This window comes from Streptomyces panaciradicis (assembly GCF_023516615.1).
GTDB lineage: Bacteria > Actinomycetota > Actinomycetes > Streptomycetales > Streptomycetaceae > Streptomyces > Streptomyces panaciradicis.
Window position 1 is genome coordinate 35732 of the sequence record NZ_JAMGBF010000019.1, and the last position, 19172, is coordinate 54903.

Genomic DNA, 19172 nt, shown 5'->3' on the forward strand with positions numbered 1-19172 from the left:
CCCGCCCGGCCATGTCCGCACCACGTGAAGGGAGTTGTCGACGATGACCGAGGTCCGCGCGGCCTTCGGCCGGTTCTGGCCGCTGACCCGCGGCGACCGCGGATGGCTGGTGACGATCGTCGCCTGCGTGATCGTGTCCGCGATCGCCGAGACCGCCTCGATCCTGCTGTTCGCCGAACTCACCGACAACGCCCTGAAGGCCGGCTCGCTCTCCGCCTTCTGGGGGCCGGCCGGCGCCTGGCTCGGCGTGGCCGCGCTCGGCGCCCTCGTCGGCTACCTCGGCAACTCGCTCGCCACCTGGACCGCGGAGAGATTCGTCCTGCGCCTGCGCGCCGGGGTGTTCCGGCACGTCCAGGACCTGCCGCCGCACTTCTTCCAGCGGCACCGCCAGGGCGACCTCGTCGAACGCCTCACCGGTGACGTCGAGGCCATCGAGCAGCTCGTCGTCTCCGGAGTCGTCGGCACGGTCTCCGCCGCCTTCTCCGCCGTCTTCTACGCCTGCGCCGCCCTCTACCTGCGCTGGGACCTGGCCCTGGCCACCTTCGTCCTCGCGCCCCTCTTCCTCCTCGCCGCCCGCCGCTTCTCCGGCCGCATCAAGGCCGCCTCCCAGGACGAGCGGGTCGCCGACGGCGCGATCACCTCCGTGGTCGAGGAGTCGCTGGGCAACATCGTCCTCACCCAGGCCTACAACCGCCGCGCGGACGAGGAGCGGCGGCTCGACCGCGAGGCCCGCGCCTGGATGCGGGCGAGCGTGCGCGGCGCCCGGCTCAGCGAGATGTACGAGCAGTTCGTCGAGGTCGTCGAGACCCTGTGCGTGCTCGCCGTGATCGGCCTGGGCGTCTGGGAGATCTCCGCCGGCCGCATGACCCTCGGGCAGCTCCTGGCGTTCGCCGCGTTCATCGGCTACCTCTACCCGCCGGTCCGCAGCCTCGGGCAGCTCGGGCTCACCCTCACCGCGGCCACCGCGGGCGCCGAGCGGCTGAACGAGATCCTGGACGCGCGCCCGGCCGTCACGGACCCCGCCCGGCCGGCCGCCGAGTGGCCCGTGCGCGGCTGGGTCGGCTTCCACCAGGTCTCCTTCCGCTACCCCGAGTCCCGCCGCGCCTCCCTGCGCGACGTGACCTTCTCGGCGGGCCCCGGCGAACTGGTGATCGTCACCGGGGCGAGCGGCGCCGGGAAGTCGACCCTCTCCAAGCTCCTGACCCGCTTCTACGACCCCGCCCAGGGCGTGATCACCCTCGACGGCGTCCCGCTGACCGACCTCTCCCTGCGCTTCCTGCGGGAGAACGTCGCCCTGCTGCCCCAGGAGACCCTGATCCTCAACGGCACCATCCGGGAGAACATCGCCTGCGGCCGCCCCGGCGCGAGCGACGAGGAGATCCGGCGGGCGGCGCGGGAGGCGGCGGCGGACAACTTCATCACCGCACTCCCCGAGGGCTACGACACCCCCATCGCCCCCGGCACGGCCGCCCTCTCGGGCGGCCAGCTCCAGCGCATCGCCATCGCCCGCGCCATGCTCCGCGCCGCACCGGTCCTCGTCCTGGACGAACCGACCGCGGGCCTCGACGCGGTGGCCGCCCGCCAGGTGGTGACCCCGCTGCGCAAGCTGATGGCGGGCCGCACCACCATCATGATCACGCACGATCTGACCCTGGCTCCGGACGCGGACCGCATCCTGGTCGTCGACCGCGGCCGGCTGGTGGAGACCGGCACCCACCCCGAACTCCTCGCGCGCGGCGGCGCCTACGCGGCTCTCGCCCAGCCGCTGCCGGACGCCGTGGCCGACCGGCCGCAGGCGACGGACGAGACGATGATCCTCAGGTGGTAGGCCGCAGGGCCGACCACCGCTGCAGGACGGCGCCGAGAATACCGAAGCAGGCCAGCGGTACGACCACCAGCAGCACGAACAGGTGCTCGGGACGGCCGGTGACGACCTCCCAGAAGTCGACCGCGAACATGACGAAGAACACCGCGAGCGCGCTGTAGCCGGCCCGGATCCACGCAGTGCGCCGGGCCGCGCCCCGCCGGATGAGCTCCTCGACCCGCGGGGACGGCTCCCAGGCCAGACTGCGGTACGGGGCGGCGGCCAGGCACAGCTCCGAGACCTCGGCGTACGGGTCGCCCACCTGCCGGTCGTCGAGATGCCAGAGCAGATGCCGGCGGCCCTCGACGTCGTACAGGTAGGTCAGCCATCTCGGCCCCTGCGAGCCCGAACCGCGCAGGGCGGGCTCGACCCGGATGTCGTACACGTCGGCCCAGTACCAGGACCGCGACCGCAGGCGGCCCTGGACGGTGATGCCGGAGGCCGTGACACGGGTGTGCGCCCGCAGCTGCTCCAGGGCGATCCGGACGAGGGTCGCCGTGAAGAGCACGCCGACCGACAGGGGCATCCAGTGCGGCGGGCCGTAGCCGTCGGCGGACCGATCGCCGACGCCACCGGCACGGAAGAGAGCGTTCCCGCCGATCAGCACCGCGACGCCGAGCTGCAGCAACGGCGGCCTGCGCCGTCGTCGGTACACCCGCTCGACAGCGCCCGTGTCCCCGCCCATACGCCCACCCCATTCTGTTCGGGGTGATCGTAAGCCGGGGACCTCGAGGCGTCGGCGTCAGGAGGCGGTCGGCGTCCGGTCACCCGGCCGCGAGGACGAGCGGGACGGCCACGGCGAGCGCGGCCCTGGACCGGGGGTGCTGGGACATGGGGGGCTCCAATCCGTGCGGGAACGGGGACCGCTGATGGGACGTCACCCCGCGGGGAAGGGTTGCCGGGTCGCCGTCCTACGGCGCCGCGTCCGGTGGGGGTGTCGGCGCGCCCGGCAGGCGTACGGTCGCGACGGTCCCGCCGCCCTGCGCACGCTTCAGCGTCACCTCGCCGCCGGCCTGCTGGACCGTGCGGGCCACGATGGACAGGCCCAGCCCGGAACCGGGCAGCGCGCGGGCGCTCGGGGAACGCCAGAAGCGGTCGAAGACGTGCGGGAGTTCGTCCTCGGGGATGCCGGGGCCGTGGTCGCGCACGGTCAGGACGCCCTCGCTCAGCCGGACCTCGACGGTGCCGCCCTCCGGGCTGAACTTCACCGCGTTGTCGAGGATGTTGACGAGCGCCCGCTCCAGGGCGGACGGCTCCGCCCGGACGTACCAGGGCTCGAGGTCGGCGGTGATCGTCAGCTCGGGGCCGCGCAGCCGGGCCCGGCGCAGGGCCGCCTCCGCGGTGTCCCGCAGCGAGACGACCTGCACGCGCTCGCCCCGCTGCCCCTCCGACCGCGACAGCTCCTGCAGGTCCCCGATCAGTGACGCCAGCTCGGTCATCTGTGCCTTCACCGAGGCCAGCAGCGCCTTGCGGTCGGCCTCGGGGAGGGGCCGGCCGGTCTCCTCGCTGCGGGTGAGGAGCTCGACGTTGGTGCGCAGGGAGGTGAGGGGCGTCCGCAGCTCGTGACCGGCGTCCGCGATGAGCTGCTGCTGCAGCTCGCGGGAGCTGGCCAGCGAGGAGGTCATCGAGTTGAACGAACGGGACAGCCGGGCCACCTCGTCCTCGGCGTCGTCCTCCACGGGGATGCGGATGCCCAGGTCCTCGGTCCGGGCGACGTGCTCGACGGCCTCGGTCAGCTTGTCCACGGGCCGCAGCCCGGCCCGGGCGACGGCGAGCCCCGCGGCACCCGCACCGAGGACACCGACGCCGGAGACGAGGAGGAGGATGAGGGCGAGGTCGTTGAGGGTCTTCTCCGTGTTCTTCAGCGGCAGGGCGACCAGAAGAGCCGCCTTGGAGCTGACGCCCGTGTCCCGGTCGGTGATCGCGAAGCCCGGCAGGGCCAGCACCCGGACGGCGTTGCCGTTGGAGTCGACGCTGTTGTGGAAGACGCCGTCGCCGTCGTTCCCTTCCTTGATCAGGCGCTTGTCGGTCTGGGTGACCTTGACCGTCCCCGCGGAGAAGGGCAGGACGCAGGTCCGCCCCGTCTCCGAGACGACCTGGAAGTACGTGGTCGGCGGCGGCTTGCCGGAGTCCTGGGTGACCTTCGTGGTGCAGTGGTTGACCGCCTGATCGGCCTGGTCCCGCAGCGGGAACTGCCGATTGCCCAACTGCTTCTGCAGATCGGCGTTGACCTGCTCGTACAACTTCCCCTGCACGATGAACCAGCACGTCACCGACACCGCCGCCACCGCGAACGCCACAGCGGCGGCGACCAGCATCGCCAGCCGGGAGCGGATCGGCAGCGTCTGGAAGCGCCGTAGGACCTTCTTCACTCCGCCCCGCCCTGCCGCAGCACATACCCCACGCCCCGCACGGTGTGCACGAGCCGCGGCTCGCCGCCCGCCTCCGTCTTGCGGCGCAGGTACATCACGTACACGTCCAGCGAGTTGGACGACGGTTCGAAGTCGAAGCCCCACACCGCCTTCAGGATCTGCTCCCGGGTCAGCACCTGCCTCGGGTGCGCCATGAACATCTCCAGCAGGGTGAACTCCGTGCGCGTCAGCTCCACCGGCCGTCCGCCCCGCGTCACCTCCCGCGTCGCCAGGTCCATCCGCAGGTCGGCGAAGGTGAGCGCCTCGTCCTCGTCGGCCGTCGCCGCGCCGGCCGCCGCGGCGTAGGAGCTGCGCCGCAGCAGCGCGCGGACGCGGGCGAAGAGCTCGTCCAGCTCGAACGGCTTGACCAGGTAGTCGTCGGCGCCCGCGTCGAGGCCGGTGACCCGGTCGCCGACCGTGTCGCGGGCCGTCAGCATCAGGATCGGCGTGGTGTCGCCCGCGCCGCGGATGCGGCGGGCCGCGGTCAGGCCGTCCATGCGGGGCATCTGGATGTCGAGGACCACGAGGTCGGGGCGGTAGGCGGTGGCCTTGTCCAGCGCGTCGGCGCCGTCGACCGCGACCTCGGTGTCGTACCCCTCGAAGGCGAGGCTGCGCTGGAGTGCTTCGCGCACGGCCGGCTCGTCGTCGACGATCAGGATGCGCTGCGGTTCACGGTCGCCGTCGGCGGGGCTCATGGGATCCGGTTCCTCGGGTGCGGTGGGGTGCGGGGGCTGACGATCTCAGCGTCGCACGGTTTCAGGCCCGTGCGGTACGGCGGCGGGAGCGGGCCGTCGTCGCCCTGCGCCCGGCGACCCGGGCGGGGGCCACCTCGGGGGCGCGGCCCGCCGGGGCGTGCAGTGCGTACGCCACTTCGAGGGCCAGGGTGAAGGCGGCCGGGCCGGTGCCGGCGCCCGGGTGGGAGACCTGCTGGATCATGACGTACTCCTTGCTGTCGCGGTGGTGCGTGGGTCAGCTGGTGGAGCCCGACCGGAGCGTGGCCAGGTCGGCCTTGACGGTGTTGATCGGGATGGCGAAGCCGAGGCCGATGCTGCCGGCGTCCGAGGAGGACGAGCCCGAGGAGGAACTGGCGGAGTACATCGCGGAGTTGATGCCGATGATGTTGCCGCCGGCGTCGATCAGCGCGCCGCCGGAGTTGCCGGGGTTGAGGGAGGCGTCCGTCTGGATGGCCTTGTAGGTGGTGGTGGAGGAGCCGGTGTCGCCGTTGAACTGGCGGCCGCCGAACTGGAACGGCCAGTTGCCGTCGCCGCCGCCCTGCTGCTGGCCCTGGCTCTCGTCGGTGGAGACGGTCACGTCGCGGTCGAGCGCGGAGACGATGCCGCTGGTGACGGTGCCGGACAGGCCCTCGGGGGAGCCGATCGCCACCACCGTGTCGCCGACCTTGACGCCGCTGGAGTTGCCGAGGGTGGCCGGCTTGAGGCCGGAGGCGCCCTCCAGCTTGATCAGCGCGAGGTCCTTCTTGCTGTCGGTGCCGACGACCTTCGCGGTGTACGACTTGCCGTCGCTGGTCGTCACCTTGATGGACTGGGCGCCGGAGACGACGTGGTTGTTGGTGACGATCTCGCCGCCGCTCGTGATGATCACGCCGGAGCCGGTGGAGGTGCCGTTGCTCAGCGTGGCGCTGACCTCGACCACGCTCGGGCTGACGGCGGCGGCGATGGAGGCGACGTCGCCCTTCTTGCTGGACGGCACCACGCTGGCGGTCGTGGAGCTGCTCGCGGCGGTGTCGGTGCCGGTCAGCTCCTGGAAGGCGTACGCGGTGCCGCCGCCTATCGCAGCGGCCACGATCGCCACGGCGGCCAGCAGGGCGAAGGGGCCCCGGGCGCGCTTCCGGGCGGCCGGGGCGGCCCCGGGCGCGGGCTCGGCGGAGACGGTGGGGAGCACCGCCGTACCTCCGCCGTTGCCGCCGCCCTCTCCGCCGGCCATGGGCTGGGGGCCGCCCGGCCACGCGGGGGTGCCCGGCGCGGCGCTGACCGGCTCCGCCTGCGCGGGACGGTACGCCGGCGGGGGCGGCCACTCCGGGTTCACGGGGGAGGAGGAGTGCTGCCGGGCGCCCTGGTAAGGGTTCTCGTGCTGCTCGTACTCGCCGTCGCGGCGGAAGCTCTCGGTCATGCCATCGAGCTTGTCGCGCGACCATGAGAGCTTCCTGAGTGCCCGCTGAGAACGCCACCAGAACTCGGTATGCCCGATATAAAGGCGGTTCCGGCAGTCTGTGGGGGTCTCTCAGGAAACCTTCAGAAACTCAGTCGCAGCCGCAGGACCGGCGGACGACCAGCCGGGACGGGAACGTCTTCAGCCGCTCCCGCCGGGCGCCCGCCACCCGCAGGCCGTCGTCCAGGACGAGGTCCACGGCGGCCCGGGCCATCGCGCTGCGGTCGGAGGCGATCGTCGTCAGCGGCGGGTCCGTGAGCGCCGCCTCCTTGATGTCGTCGAAGCCCGCCACCGCCAGCTCGCCGGGCACGTCGATGCGCAGCTCCCGCGCGGCCCGCAGCACACCGATGGCCTGGTCGTCGGTGGAGCAGAAGACGGCGGGCGGCCGCCGCGGCCCGGCAAGGATCTCCAGCGCTATGCGGTACGCGTCGTAGCGGTTGTACGGCGCCTCGAACAGCCGCCCCTCGGTCGGCTTGCCGGCCTCCTCCATCGCGCGCCGCCAGCCCTCGACGTGGTCCGAGACCGGGTCGCCGACGGCGGGCGTCTCGGCGGTGCCGCCCATACAGGCGACGTAGTCGTACCCGTGCTCCAGCAGATGCTGCACGGCGAGGTGGGCGCCGCCGAGGTCGTCGGTGACGACGGCGACGTCGTCGATGGCCTCGGGCCGCTCGTGCAGCAGTACGACGCGGGCGTCCCAGGCGTCGATCTCGGCGGCGGCGAGGTCGTTCAGGGCGTGGGAGACGAGGATGAGGCCCGACACGCGCATCCCGAGGAAGGCGCGCAGGTAGTGGACCTCGCGCTCGGCGACGTAGTCGGTGTTGCCGACGAGGACCATCTTCCCGCGCTCGGAGGCGGCCTGTTCGACCGCGTGGGCCATCTCGCCGAAGAACGGCTGGCGCGCGTCCGGGATGATCAGGCCTATGAGGTCGGTGCGGCGGGACGCCATCGCCTGGGCGACCCGGTCGGGCCGGTACCCCAGCTCCTTGATGGCGGCGAGGACACGCTCGCGCGTGGCCGGGGCGACCGGCCGGGGTCCGTTGTTGATGACGTAGCTGACCACGGCGGTGGAAGTCCCCGCCAGCCGCGCCACATCGTCCCGAGTCACCTTGGCCACGCGCGGAGTCTACGCGGATATACCCGGTCCGGGCAGGGCGAGCGGAACCTTCCCGCGGTACCTCCCGTGCGGAGGCAATGCCCTGCCCAGGGGCCGGTCATGCGTCCGCAGGCACCTCGGCGCCGTCCCGCGCGGGCGCGGTGTCCGCATCCTCCGTCTTTGTCCGGTCTGCCGCGGCCTTGGCCTCGTCCGAGACGCGGTCGGCCTTCTCGGGAGTAACGAATCGATAACCGACGTTCCGGACGGTGCCGATCAGCGACTCGTGCTCGGGGCCGAGCTTGGCCCGCAGCCGCCGTACGTGCACGTCGACCGTTCGGGTGCCGCCGAAGTAGTCGTAGCCCCAGACCTCCTGCAGCAGCTGCGCGCGCGTGAAGACGCGGCCCGGGTGCTGGGCGAGGTACTTCAGGAGCTCGAACTCCTTGAAGGTGAGGTCGAGGACCCGGCCCTTGAGTTTCGCGCTGTAGGTGGCCTCGTCGACGGACAGGTCGCCGTTGCGGATCTCCATGGGGGAGTCGTCGTTGACGATCTGCTGCCGGCCCATGGCCAGCCGGAGCCGGGCCTCGACCTCCGCCGGGCCGGCGGTGTCGAGCAGGACGTCGTCGATGCCCCAGTCGGCGGTGACGGCGGCGAGGCCGCCCTCGGTGACGACGAGGATGAGTGGACAGCCCGGCCCGGTGGAGCGCAGCAGCTGGCACAGGCTGCGGACCTGCGGGAGGTCGCGCCGGCCGTCGATGAGGATGACGTCGGCGCCGGGGGTGTCGACGAGTGCGGGGCCTTCCGCCGGTGCCACGCGGACGTTGTGCAGCAACAGGCCGAGTGCCGGGAGCACCTCCGTCGACGGCTGGAGGGCATTGGTCAGGAGCAGCAGAGAACTCATACGTCTGGTTCCTCCTCGGTCCCTGCGAGGACGTGTGCGGTGCGTCACCTGCTCTGCGATCCCGAAGGCCCCGTACACCAGCGGTCACCTGGAGTTTCCCGCTTCGTATACAACGCTTCCGAAAGCACAAAAGGACCCGGGGGCTACGCTGCCCGAGTCCTCTGCCCAGCAGAATAGCCCACATGAGCTCTCCGTCGGCAGGTCATGTGGGCCGTTCCACCGTCCGTCCGAATCCCGAGACGATCAGACCTGCACCTTTGCGGACGATTCTCCACACGGACGACGGAGTGACGATCGATTCCGTATACGATCCGCCGGCCGCCGTATACGACACCTCCGCGCCACCTCGCGTCGACCTCGTGTTCGTCGTCGCCCACGGCTTCACCGGCGATGTGGACAAGCCCCACGTACGGCGGGTGGTGGAGGCGTTCACGCAGTTCGGGGCCGTGGTCTCGTTCTCCTTCCGCGGTCACGGCGCCTCCGGCGGGCGCTCGACGGTGGGCGACAAGGAGGTGCTCGACCTGGCGGCCGCGGTGGAGTGGGCGCGGGGGCTCGGGCACGCGCGCGTGGCGACCGTCGGGTTCTCCATGGGCGGCTCGGTGGTGCTGCGGCACGCGGCGCTGTACGGACGGGAGCGCGGGGGGCGCACCGAGGCGGGCACGGACGCGGTGGTCTCGGTGAGCGCGCCGGCCCGCTGGTACTACCGGGGCACGGCCCCCATGCGGAAGCTGCACTGGCTGGTGACGCGCCCGGAGGGCCGCCTGGTCGGCCGCTACGGCTTCGGTACGCGCATCCACCACCGGGAGTGGAACCCGGTCCCGCTCTCCCCGGTCGAGGCCGTCCCGAGGATCGCCCCGACGCCGCTGCTGATCGTGCACGGCGACCGGGACGGCTACTTCCCCCTCGACCACCCCCGCATGCTGGCCGCTGCCGCCGGTGAGCACGGCGAGCTGTGGGTGGAGAGCGGCATGGGCCATGCCGAGCACGCGGTGACGGACGAGCTCCTGGCCCGCATCGGGGGCTGGGCCGCCGGCGCGGCGGGCTAGCCTGGCGTCGTACACAGCCGACTGATTGAGGAACGGATGCCAAAGGTCACGGTGCGCTACTGGGCCGCCGCGAAGGCCGCGGCCGGGGTCGCCGAGGAGCCGTACGACGCGGCCACCCTCGCCGAGGCGCTCGACGCCGTGCGCGAGCGACACCCCGGCGAACTCGCGCGCGTGCTGCAGCGATGCTCGTTCCTGATCGACGGTGATCCCGTGGGGACCCGCGGGCATGAGACGGTACGGCTGGCCGACGGCGGCACGGTCGAGGTGCTCCCGCCGTTCGCAGGAGGGTGAGGATGACCGAGCAGCCGTACCAGAACCAGGGCCAGAACGGCTACCAGCAGGGGTACGACCCCCAGTGGCAGCAGGCTTACGACGACCAGTACGCCCAGCAGTACACGCAGCAGTGGCAGGGGCAGACCTGGGAGACGCAGGTGCAGCCACCGGTGTCGTACCAGCAGCCGCAGGCTCAGCCGCAGGCTCAGACCTATGACTATCCGCCGCAGCAACAGCAGCAGGCGCAGGCGCAGCAGCCTCAGCCGCAGTCGTATGTCCCGGCGCCCGAGGAGGCCCGGCACGCCGGTGCCGCCGAGGCCGCTCCCGCGTACGGTCCCGCGACCCTCGGTGGGAACACCCGTGTGACGGACGCCCAGCGGGCGCGCATGGAAGGCCGTTCCCCGATCATCGAACCGGGGATGCAGCCGGCCGCGCTCACGGCGCTGCTGGGCCTGCTGCTGTCCGGTGCGGCGGCGGTCGGCTCGTACGCCCTCCTCGTCCCGCTCGTCGCCCTCCAGGCCGTCACCGCGGCGGGCTGGTTCCGGCTGAACGGCATGTGGCCGGCGCGGCAGGGCATCGCCCTCGCCTTCCTCGGCGCGCTGGCCGCGGACGCCGCGCTGCTCGCCGCGGGCCGCAGCCACGGACCGGCGGCCATCCTCGGCACCCTCGGCGTCTGGGTCCTGCTCTCCCTGGTCCTGCAACTGCGCTCGCACGCCGACCCGGACGAGCGGATGTACGGCCTGATGGCCACGGTCGCCTCGGCGGCGCTGGCCATCGTGGCGGCCGGCTACCTCGCCGCCGCCGCGGACGCGGTGACCGTCGGCGCCGCCTCGGTCGCGGTGGCCGTCCTGGCCCGTGCCCTGCCGCTGCCGACCCCGGCGTCGGTCGTCGTCGCCCTGCTCGCCGCCGCCGGCGCGGGCATCGCGGTCGGCGGCATGACGGACCTGGGCACGAGGGGCGCGGTCCTCGGCGCGGCCGCGGCGGTGTGCGCCCTGATCGGCCACCGGGTGGCGAGCTACGACTACCCGTCGAGGTTCGTCCACTTCACGGCCGGCGTCGCCCTCCCGCTGAGCGCGGCGGCCCCGCTGGTGTGGGTACTGGGCCGGTGATTCCCAGCCCGTCCGGCGTTTGAGGACGAGGCCCGCAGGGCCGAAGCGGGGGTCTGGGGGCTGCAAGCCCCCAGGAGCGCCCCCGACAACCCGCGAGCCTCGTCACAGCTGATCGACAATTTGCCGGCCGACCCCCCGGCCAGGGTTACGCTCGCGAACGGCGGCCACTCGAACCCCGAGACCGTCGGACCGTCAGACCTTCGCCGTTGTCGGCCAGTTGGGGGAACACCGGATGCGCGCCCTGCGAATACTCCTGATCGTCGTCGTGATCCTCGGCGGTCTCTTCGTGATCGCCGACCGCGTCGCCGTCCACTTCGCCGAGAACGAGGCCGCGGACAAGGTCAGAACCACCGAGAACCTGGCCTCCACTCCGGACGTGTCCATCAAGGGCTTCCCGTTCCTCACCCAGGTCGCCTCCGGTGAGCTGGACGACGTGCAGATCGGCATCAAGGACTACGAGGCCGACACGGGCGCCGGCACCGCCGGGAACAGCGCCGGGGTGCCGAAGACGATCCGGATCGACGACCTGAAGGCCGACATGAAGGGCGTCTCCTTCTCCGGCGACTACAGCTCCGCCACCGCGACCAGCGCGACCGGCACCGCCACCGTCGCCTACGGCGAGCTCCTCAAGGCCGCCAAGTCCCAGCCGACGCAGATCTTCCCCGGCATCAAGGCCCAGGTCGTCGACCTGTCCGACGGCGGCAACGGCAAGATCAAGGTCAACATCAAGATCTCGACCCCGGCCGGCGCCCGCACGTACCCGGTGCTCAGCTCGGTCACCGTCCGCGGCGACTCGGTCCAGGTCCACGCCGACGACCTGCCCAAGCTGGTCGTCGACCTCGCCGACGCCCGTATCCGCTCGATCACCGACTTCCGGCAGACCATCGACCGGCTGCCCGGCGGGGTGAAGCTGGAGAGTGTGCAGGCCGCGGAGAACGGTGTGGAGATCACGGTGAAGGGTTCGAACGTGAAGCTCGCGGGGTAGGACGAGCCCGGCGGACAGCGGGTTCGTCCACAGGGTGAGACGCCGTAGTCCGTACCGCAGAAGTGAGGGGCGCCATGTCCGTCCCCGCGCCGTCCCGGCCTGCCCTGGACCCGATGCTCATCCCACATCCCGGACGATCGCGTCTCGCCATATGACACGCCGGTGACACGCCCGCCTGTCCGTCCCTACGATCGACCGCATGAAGCGACAGGCGGATCTCACGAAGCGGCGGGCAGTAGACCTGTGCCGCGTCGCCGCCATGCTCTGTCGCCCCTTCTGAGCGGACGGCACAGGCCTCCGCATCCCCCCGCCCTGTTCAGGGCACCGGTGCGCCGCCCCCGTACGAGCGCGCGTACCCCTCACACTCGTATGCCCCGCCGCAACTGCCCCGGAGGAGAAAGAGCATGAGCCGCAGCGACGTCCTCGTCGATGCCGACTGGGTCGAGGCCAAACTCGACGACCCGAACATCGCGATCGTGGAGGTGGACGAGGACACGTCCGCCTACGAGAAGAACCACATCAGGAACGCGATCCGCATCGACTGGACCAAGGACCTGCAGGACCCGGTCCGCCGGGACTTCATCGACCAGGAGGGCTTCGAGAAGCTCCTGTCGGCCAAGGGCATCGCCAACGACACCCTGGTGATCCTCTACGGCGGCAACAACAACTGGTTCGCGTCCTACGCCTACTGGTACTTCAAGCTCTACGGCCACGACAACGTCAAGCTCCTCGACGGCGGCCGCAAGAAGTGGGAGCTGGACGCCCGCGAGCTGGTCGAGGAGGTCCCGGAGCGCCCGGCGACCGACTACAAGGCCAAGCCGCAGGACACCTCCATCCGCGCCTTCCGCGACGACGTCGTGGCGGCGATCGGCTCGCAGAACCTGGTCGACGTCCGGTCGCCCGACGAGTTCTCCGGCAAGCTGCTCGCCCCGGCCCACCTGCCGCAGGAGCAGTCGCAGCGCCCGGGTCACGTGCCCAGCGCCCGCAACATCCCGTGGTCGAAGAACGCCAACGACGACGGCACCTTCAAGTCGGACGAGGAGCTCAAGGCGCTCTACGCCGAGGAGCAGGTGGACCTGGCCAAGGACACCATCGCCTACTGCCGTATCGGCGAGCGCTCCGCGCTGACCTGGTTCGTCCTGCACGAGCTGCTCGGCGTGGAGAACGTCAAGAACTACGACGGCTCCTGGACCGAGTACGGCTCCCTCGTCGGCGTGCCGATCGAGCTCGGCGCCAACAAGTAACCACCCCCCCCCGTAGAAAACCCGGAAACCCGACCGGCCTTCCTCCGGTCAGACCCCTCTTGGAGAAAGACATGTGTGGAGCGAAGGCCGGCGGCCCCGACGCCTCGACGATCAAGCCCGGTGAGACCACCATCCAGGGTCAGGTGACCCGCGACGGCGAGCCGGTGACGGGCTACGTCCGTCTGCTGGACTCGACCGGCGAGTTCACCGCGGAGGTCCCCACCTCCGCGACGGGCCAGTTCCGCTTCTACGCGGCCGAGGGCACCTGGACCCTTCGCGCGCTGGTCCCCGGCGGCACCGCCGACCGCACGGTCGTCGTCGCCGAGAAGGGCGCGCTCGCCGAGGTCGCGATCGCCGTCTGAGACACCGGTCCCGGCGAAGGGCCGCACCACGGGTGGACACCCGCGGCGCGGCCCTTCGCGTTGCCCGGGCCTACCCTGGAAGCATGCTGGCCCGTCGCCGTCGTACGTATTTCGCCATGATGGGCACCTGCGTGGCGCTGTTCGTCCTGGCCTGGGGAGTCGTCCGGATCTGGTCGGTCCCGGCGGCCGTCGCCATGTGCGTGGTGGCGATGGTGATCCCGCCGGTCGCCGCGATGGTCGCCAACCGGCGCGGCCCCGACGACCGCTGGTGGGACGACCCGTCCGGCGACCCGCAGTCGGACGAGTGGTGGGACGAGCTGGACGGCAAGAAGCGCCGTCAGTAGACGAGCGCCTGCGTGTCCTCGCCGAGCGCCTCCTGGACGAACACCTGCGCCCCGGCGATCCGTACGCCCTCGATGACGTCCTTCTCGGTGATCTCCCGCCGGGCCGCGCACTGCGTGCACAGCGTCACGCGGCCGCCCGCGAGCAGGGAGTCGAGCAGATCCGGCAGCGGGGCGGCGTGCGGAAGCTCGAACCCGGCCGCCCGGCCCGGCAGCGCGAACCACGCGGACTCGCCGGTCAGCCACAGGGAGACGTCGACCCCACTGGCCACGGCCACCGCCGCCACCGTGAACGCCTGCGAGCACCGCTCGGGGGCGTCCGCCCCGGCCGTCACCTTGATCACGAGCTTCTTCGCCATGGCCGAATCGTAATCAACGTCCCTACAACTCCGGCCCCGGGCCGTGAGTCTCCTGTGAGCGCGCATACGGAATGCGTGCTTCACGTTTTGTGGGGGGACGTCTTGGAAGTACCCGAAGTGCCCGGCCGGCCGAGAGAGCCGGAAGGACCGGAAGAGGCGACGGCCGAGGCGCCCGTGGCGCCCGAGTCGCCGGTGACGCCGGTCGAGGTACCCGCGGAGGCCGCCGTGTCCGAAGAGCCCGCGGTGCCCGCGGAGCCCGCCGGGGTCACCGTGCCCGCGGAGCCCGCCGTGCCGCGACCGCGGCGCCGTGGCCGTACCGCCCTGCTGATCGCCTGTGCGGCGGCCCTGGGCGTCGTCGCCGGCACCTGCACGGGCTACCTGATCCAGGCCGACCGCAAGCCGACGACGCTGCCCTCGCTGTCCCAGCCGGCGCTCGGCCGGGCCAAGGGCGGCGCACCCGAGCCGCTGTCGGCCGCGCAGGACCGCCAGGTGAAGGTCGACGGCGACCTGCGCAAGCTGCTGGTGAAGAAGCCCGCCGGTGCGAAGGACGCCCCGTGGCTCACCAGCGACGGCTGGATGGACCTGGCCGAGTACGCCGACAGCTACGAGAAGCCCGGCACGATGTTCGGCAACCTCGTCCGCGACGAGTTCCGCCGTGCCGCCGTCACCGGCTGGACGGTCGGCAACCACCAGACGACCGAGATCCACCTCGTCCAGTACCGCCAGCAGCAGTCCCTGGAGGCCGCGGACGCCAGCGACAACGGCCAGTACTGGGCGGCGAAGAAGGCCGGCACCGACAGCTGGCCCCTCCCCGGCACGGGCAGCGGCATGGTCTACGTCCACACCAGGCCGGAGACGAAGGCCGGCTACGTGCCCGTGTACGGCGCGGAGGCGTACGCCTCCCGCGGCGACGTCGTCCTGGAGATCTGGATGTTCGACACCAGTCCGATTCCGAAGGCGAAGATCATGGACCTGGCGAAGCGGCAGATGGAGCGGCTGTGAGCGAGAACCCCAACGAGCCGGCCGTCCAGCCGGCCGACCAGCAGGTCGAGCCGCCTGTCGCACCCTCGCCCGAGCCGCTCGCCGCACCCTTGGTCGAGTCGCCGGAGTCGCCCAAGTCGCCCGAGTCGGTCGCGCCGCCCGCCCGTAAGCCCCGCAACCGCGGCCGTATCGCCGCCGTGGCGGCCTGTGCGCTGCTCGCCGTGGCCGTCGTGGCGGGCGTCGGCTACACCGTCGTCACCGTCGACGGCGCCGACCGCGACGCCGGCGCGGCCGTCTGGAAGTTCCCGAAGCCGAAGAGCCCCGAGACGAAGAAGGCCCCCGTGAAGGGCCTCTCCGGGCTGCTCGTGGCGTACGGCGACGGCTGGAAGCGCGGTCCGGACTTCGGTCAGTTCGCCGCCGACTCCGAACTCGGCGCCGCCCAGGCCACCGCGCTGCGCAAGCAGTCCGTACGGGACCTGCCGCGCACCGAGCGCAAGCAGCTCGAGAAGCTGATCGACAAGGAGCACGTCAAGGGCATGGCGATGCGCAGCTACGCCAAGGAGGCGGGCAGCGCGTTCTTCACGGACACCGCCGTCACCGTGAACATCACGCTGTCGCGGATGGAGAGCCCCTCCGTGGTCCGCAGGCTGTCGAACTCGCAGAACGCCTTCTTCGGCTCCGTCGACATCTTCCGCAAGGGCCCGAAGATCAAGGGCCACACCAACGCCCAGTGCTTCCTGCCGCCCAAGAGCCTCGACAAGCACCTGGACGCGATGTACTGCTCCGCCTACCGGGGGAACATCCTGGTCCACGTCACGGCCAGCGGCGTGAAGCCCTTCGACTCCCAGGGCGTCGCGGATCTCCTGGCGGACCAGCTCAAGCGCATCGGCGACCCCGGGGAGGCGGTATGACCGAGCAGACGGAACAGCAGCCCATGACGACGCCGCCGCCCATGCCGGAGGCGCCGCCGGTCCAGCCGCAGCCACTGCCGCAGGAGGAGCATCAGCCGCCGGTCAAGAAGGACCGCCGCGTGCTGCGCGCGGTCCTGCGCTGGACCGCCGCCGTCACCGCGTTCGCCGCGGTCGGGGCGGGGACGGCGTACGGGATCACCGGGATGCAGCGGACCGACCTGCCGGGCCTCGCCACGCAGTCGGACGGGCGCTGGGACTACCCGACGCTCACCAGGGCGCCGCTGCCGTCCGGCAGCCCGGAGCCCTTCGACGTGCGCAACACGGCCGGCACGCACTACGCCGATCTGCGCGCACTCCTGCTGCCCGCGCCCAAGGGCGCGGTGGCGGACGGGAAGCTGCGCGGCACGGACGGCTGGCTGGCGGCGAAGGACTTCCTGGCCGAGTACGCGCAGAAGGAGACCCGGGACGACCTGAAGCAGTCGTTCACCGACGACGGCCTGCGGCACATCGCGGCCCGCGGCTGGACCACCCCGGACGGCACGCACACCCGCGTCTACCTGCTGCAGTTCGGCACGGGCGCGGTCGTCGACGACCTGTTCTCCAGCGAGGCCCCGGCCGACGGACCCACCGACCAGCTGCGCGGCACCATCACCTCCGTCTTCGACGACGACTTCCCGAGCGAGGCCCACGACTACAACGTCGACTACTCGGCCTACGTCGAGACGACGCCGTATGGAGCCGAGCAGACCCGGCAGGCGTACCTGTCCGCCGGTGACGTCCTCGCGGTGATCGTGCAGTCCAGGAAGGGCAAGGCCAAGGCCGTACCGTTCCAGCAGACCGTGGCCCTGCAGTCCCAGTTGCTGGGCTGACCGCGTCACGGGCGTACCTCACACGGAGCACCGGGCCCCGGCCGCGTAAGCTGGGGCCCGGCCCTGTGTACGTACAGCACACTCCGCTCAACAAGGAGCACGTCGTGGAGATCTTCTTCGAAACCCTGCTGGTCCTGGTCTGCGTCGGCGTCCTCGCCTTCGCCTACCTGACCGTGAAGAAGCTGTACCAGGGCCAGCGCTGAAGCCTCTCCAGCAACTCCTCCAGGAATAGCCACTCATGATCGAGATCCCGTCCGACCTCCACAAGGACCTCGTGCCCCTCGCCTTCCTGCTCGGCAACTGGGCCGGCGCGGGCGTGCACGACTTCCCCGGCGCCGAGAAGTGCAACTTCGGACAGGAGGTGGCCTTCTCGCACGACGGCCGTGACTTCCTGGAGTACCAGTCCCACACCTGGGTCCTCGACAACGACGGCAACAAGGTCCGCCCGCTGGAGTCCGAGCACGGCTTCTGGCGGATCGACGCCGACCGCAAGGTCGAGGTCACCATGGTCCGCAACGACGGTGTCGTCGAGGTCTGGTACGGCGAGCTGGCCGACAAGAAGCCGCAGATCGACCTGGTCACGGACGCGGTGGCGCGGACGGCGGCCTCCGGCCCCTACACGGGCGGCAAGCGGCTGTACGGCTATGTCAACAGCGACCTGATGTGGGTCGGCGAGAAGCAGACCCCCGACGTCGAGCTGCGCCCCTACATGTCGGCGCACCTGAAGAAGGTCGTCACCCCCGAGGACGTCGAGCGCTGGGCCAAGGCCCTGCCGGACGACATGCCGGACGACGGAATCGCCTTCTTCAAGTAGTCCTAGACTCTTCGGTGTGGTGAGCACCGACTGGAAGAGCGATCTGCGGCAGCGCGGTTACCGGCTGACCCCGCAGCGGCAACTTGTGCTCGAAGCCGTGGACACCCTGGAACACGCGACCCCCGACGCCATCCTCACGGAAGTGAAGAAGACGGCGTCGGGGGTCAACATTTCCACGGTGTACCGGACCTTGGAGCTCCTGGAGGAGCTGGGCCTGGTCAGCCACGCCCACCTGGGCCACGGCGCCCCCACGTACCATCTCGCCGACCGCCACCACCACATCCACCTGGTCTGCCGGGACTGCGAGAACGTGATCGAGGCCGATGTCTCGGTGGCCGCCGAGTTCACCGCGAAGCTGCGCCAGGAGTTCGGCTTCGAGACGGACATGAAGCACTTCGCGATCTTCGGCCGCTGCCGGGACTGTTCTCTGAAGAGTTCAACTACCGAGTCGTAGGCTTGTCCCATGAAGAGCCCCCTGTTGTCCCTGCCCGGCGCCGTCCCCGCCGAGGGTGCGGACGAAGGCGTAGCCGCCCACTACGGCGACCTGTTCCGTGAGCAGCGCGCCCTCGCCGACGGCACCGGTTTCGTCGACCTCTCGCACCGCGGTGTCATCACCGTCTCCGGCGAGGACCGGCTGAGCTGGCTGCACCTGCTGCTCACCCAGCACGTCAGCGAGCTGCCCGCCGGCCAGGCCACCGAGGCGCTGATCCTCTCCGCCCACGGCCACATCGAGCACGCGCTGTACCTGGTGGACGACGGCGAGACCGTCTGGGCGCACGTCGAGCCGGGGACCCAGGAGTCGCTGATCGCGTACCTGGAGTCGATGAAGTTCTTCTACAAGGTCGACGTCGCCGACCGGACGGCCGAGTTCGCGGTCGTGTACCTGCCGGCCGGTTCGATCGCGGAGGTCCCGGAGGGCGTCGTCGTACGCGAGACGCCGTACGGCCGCGATCTGTTCCTGCCCCGCGCGGACCTGGAGTCGTTCGCGCGGAAGGCGGGCCCCGCCGTCGGCATCCTTGCCTACGAGGCCCTCCGCGTCGAACAGCACCGGCCCCGCCTCGGCTTCGAGACCGACCACCGCACCATCCCGCACGAGCTGGGCTGGATCGATACGGCGGTGCACTTGCAGAAGGGCTGCTACCGCGGCCAGGAGACGGTCGCCCGGGTGCAGAACCTGGGCAAGCCGCCCCGTCGTCTGGTCTTCCTGCACCTGGACGGCAGCGAGGTCCACCTGCCCGGCGCCGGTACCGAGATCCGCCTCGCCGACGAGGACCCCGACGGCCGCAAGATCGGCTTCATCACGACGTCCGTACGCCACCACGAGCTCGGCCCGGTGGCCCTCGCCCTGGTCAAGCGGAACGTGCCGGTGGACGCCCCGCTGATGGCGGGGGAGACGGCGGCGGCGCAGGAGGTCGTCGTCGAGCCCTGAGGTCCACGGATGTC

At 71.4% G+C, this 19172-nt stretch carries 24 protein-coding genes; 16 read left to right on the plus strand and 8 right to left on the minus strand.

Translation table 11 applies throughout. From position 1 onward, the window contains the following. Positions 1 to 43: 43 nt before the first annotated feature. Entirely contained in the window at positions 44 to 1828 is a 1785-nt protein-coding gene (locus tag M8J74_RS08000; RefSeq protein ID WP_249835731.1) for an ABC transporter ATP-binding protein, read from the plus strand. Here the strand turns inward: M8J74_RS08000 and M8J74_RS08005 are convergent. The 7 genes from M8J74_RS08005 to M8J74_RS08035 all read right to left on the minus strand — a co-directional run bounded on the left by M8J74_RS08005 (position 1818) and on the right by M8J74_RS08035 (position 8435). Beyond that, positions 1818 to 2549: a PH domain-containing protein gene (locus tag M8J74_RS08005; protein WP_249835732.1), complete on the minus strand. Its 732-nt coding sequence runs from the start codon at positions 2547 to 2549 to the stop codon at positions 1818 to 1820. The two genes, M8J74_RS08000 and M8J74_RS08005, sit on opposite strands and share 11 nt — an antisense overlap. Before the next feature lie 226 nt (positions 2550 to 2775). Further along, complete coding sequence (locus M8J74_RS08010) at positions 2776 to 4236, minus strand: sensor histidine kinase (RefSeq protein ID WP_249835733.1); 1461 nt, start codon at positions 4234 to 4236, stop codon at positions 2776 to 2778. Then, positions 4233 to 4970 (minus strand): response regulator transcription factor, encoded by a 738-nt coding sequence (locus M8J74_RS08015; RefSeq protein WP_058924515.1) that lies wholly within the window; start codon positions 4968 to 4970, stop codon positions 4233 to 4235. Before M8J74_RS08015 ends, M8J74_RS08010 begins: the two co-directional genes overlap by 4 nt. A 61-nt stretch (positions 4971 to 5031) precedes the next feature. Further along, positions 5032 to 5211: a hypothetical protein gene (locus M8J74_RS08020; protein ID WP_249835734.1), complete on the minus strand. Its 180-nt coding sequence runs from the start codon at positions 5209 to 5211 to the stop codon at positions 5032 to 5034. 33 nt (positions 5212 to 5244) lie between these two features. Beyond that, positions 5245 to 6405: a S1C family serine protease gene (locus tag M8J74_RS08025; protein ID WP_249835735.1), complete on the minus strand. Its 1161-nt coding sequence runs from the start codon at positions 6403 to 6405 to the stop codon at positions 5245 to 5247. Positions 6406 to 6535: 130 nt separating this feature from the next. Further along, the gene (locus tag M8J74_RS08030) at positions 6536 to 7558 is read right to left on the minus strand and encodes a LacI family DNA-binding transcriptional regulator (protein WP_058924518.1); all 1023 of its coding nucleotides are present in this window, start codon (positions 7556 to 7558) and stop codon (positions 6536 to 6538) included. A gap of 97 nt (positions 7559 to 7655) precedes the next feature. Next, a complete protein-coding gene (locus M8J74_RS08035; RefSeq protein WP_249835736.1) occupies positions 7656 to 8435 on the minus strand; it encodes a winged helix-turn-helix transcriptional regulator in 780 nt (259 codons plus the stop codon). Positions 8436 to 8617: 182 nt separating this feature from the next. Here M8J74_RS08035 and M8J74_RS08040 point away from each other — a divergent pair, with 182 nt between their 5' ends. From M8J74_RS08040 to M8J74_RS08070, 8 genes are all read left to right on the plus strand, one after another. After that, on the plus strand, positions 8618 to 9481 hold the full coding sequence (locus M8J74_RS08040; RefSeq protein WP_107416126.1) for an alpha/beta hydrolase: 864 nt from the start codon (positions 8618 to 8620) through the stop codon (positions 9479 to 9481). Between the two features lie 36 nt (positions 9482 to 9517). Beyond that, positions 9518 to 9772, plus strand: a complete 255-nt coding sequence (locus M8J74_RS08045; protein ID WP_058924521.1) for a MoaD/ThiS family protein — start codon at positions 9518 to 9520, stop codon at positions 9770 to 9772. A gap of 2 nt (positions 9773 to 9774) precedes the next feature. Beyond that, entirely contained in the window at positions 9775 to 10863 is a 1089-nt protein-coding gene (locus M8J74_RS08050; protein WP_249835737.1) for a hypothetical protein, read from the plus strand. A 232-nt stretch (positions 10864 to 11095) separates the two neighbouring features. Continuing rightward, positions 11096 to 11848, plus strand: coding sequence for an LmeA family phospholipid-binding protein (locus tag M8J74_RS08055; RefSeq protein ID WP_249835738.1), 753 nt, complete (start codon positions 11096 to 11098; stop codon positions 11846 to 11848). A gap of 199 nt (positions 11849 to 12047) precedes the next feature. Next, positions 12048 to 12128 carry an Ms5788A family Cys-rich leader peptide gene (locus M8J74_RS44985; RefSeq protein WP_350751515.1) on the plus strand — a complete coding sequence of 27 codons (81 nt, stop codon included), beginning with the start codon at positions 12048 to 12050 and terminating at the stop codon, positions 12126 to 12128. Positions 12129 to 12252: 124 nt separating this feature from the next. Beyond that, entirely contained in the window at positions 12253 to 13092 is an 840-nt protein-coding gene (locus M8J74_RS08060; protein WP_249835739.1) for a sulfurtransferase, read from the plus strand. Between the two features lie 71 nt (positions 13093 to 13163). Next, the gene (locus M8J74_RS08065) at positions 13164 to 13454 is read left to right on the plus strand and encodes a DUF1416 domain-containing protein (RefSeq protein WP_058924525.1); all 291 of its coding nucleotides are present in this window, start codon (positions 13164 to 13166) and stop codon (positions 13452 to 13454) included. Positions 13455 to 13537: 83 nt separating this feature from the next. After that, complete coding sequence (locus tag M8J74_RS08070) at positions 13538 to 13798, plus strand: DUF3099 domain-containing protein (protein ID WP_058924526.1); 261 nt, start codon at positions 13538 to 13540, stop codon at positions 13796 to 13798. On the opposite strand, the gene M8J74_RS08075 is transcribed toward M8J74_RS08070, so the two are convergent. Next, entirely contained in the window at positions 13792 to 14154 is a 363-nt protein-coding gene (locus M8J74_RS08075) for a DsrE family protein (RefSeq protein ID WP_058924527.1), read from the minus strand. The genes M8J74_RS08070 and M8J74_RS08075 overlap by 7 nt on opposite strands. A gap of 225 nt (positions 14155 to 14379) precedes the next feature. Between M8J74_RS08075 and M8J74_RS08080 the strand changes: the two genes are divergently transcribed. From M8J74_RS08080 to ygfZ, 7 genes are all read left to right on the plus strand, one after another. Beyond that, positions 14380 to 15156 (plus strand): hypothetical protein, encoded by a 777-nt coding sequence (locus M8J74_RS08080; RefSeq protein ID WP_249835740.1) that lies wholly within the window; start codon positions 14380 to 14382, stop codon positions 15154 to 15156. Next, positions 15153 to 16046 carry a hypothetical protein gene (locus M8J74_RS08085; RefSeq protein ID WP_249835741.1) on the plus strand — a complete coding sequence of 298 codons (894 nt, stop codon included), beginning with the start codon at positions 15153 to 15155 and terminating at the stop codon, positions 16044 to 16046. The genes M8J74_RS08080 and M8J74_RS08085 overlap by 4 nt, the downstream gene beginning before the upstream one ends. Then, entirely contained in the window at positions 16043 to 16915 is an 873-nt protein-coding gene (locus tag M8J74_RS08090) for a hypothetical protein (protein ID WP_249835742.1), read from the plus strand. Before M8J74_RS08085 ends, M8J74_RS08090 begins: the two co-directional genes overlap by 4 nt. 65 nt (positions 16916 to 16980) lie before the next feature. Further along, positions 16981 to 17118, plus strand: coding sequence for a hypothetical protein (locus M8J74_RS08095; RefSeq protein ID WP_162494004.1), 138 nt, complete (start codon positions 16981 to 16983; stop codon positions 17116 to 17118). A 35-nt stretch (positions 17119 to 17153) separates the two neighbouring features. Then, positions 17154 to 17729, plus strand: a complete 576-nt coding sequence (locus M8J74_RS08100; RefSeq protein ID WP_249835743.1) for a heme-binding beta-barrel domain-containing protein — start codon at positions 17154 to 17156, stop codon at positions 17727 to 17729. A 16-nt stretch (positions 17730 to 17745) separates the two neighbouring features. After that, complete coding sequence (locus tag M8J74_RS08105; protein WP_058924532.1) at positions 17746 to 18183, plus strand: Fur family transcriptional regulator; 438 nt, start codon at positions 17746 to 17748, stop codon at positions 18181 to 18183. Positions 18184 to 18192: 9 nt separating this feature from the next. Then, positions 18193 to 19158 carry a CAF17-like 4Fe-4S cluster assembly/insertion protein YgfZ gene (gene ygfZ, locus M8J74_RS08110; protein ID WP_249835744.1) on the plus strand — a complete coding sequence of 322 codons (966 nt, stop codon included), beginning with the start codon at positions 18193 to 18195 and terminating at the stop codon, positions 19156 to 19158. The last annotated feature ends 14 nt before the right edge of the window (positions 19159 to 19172 follow it).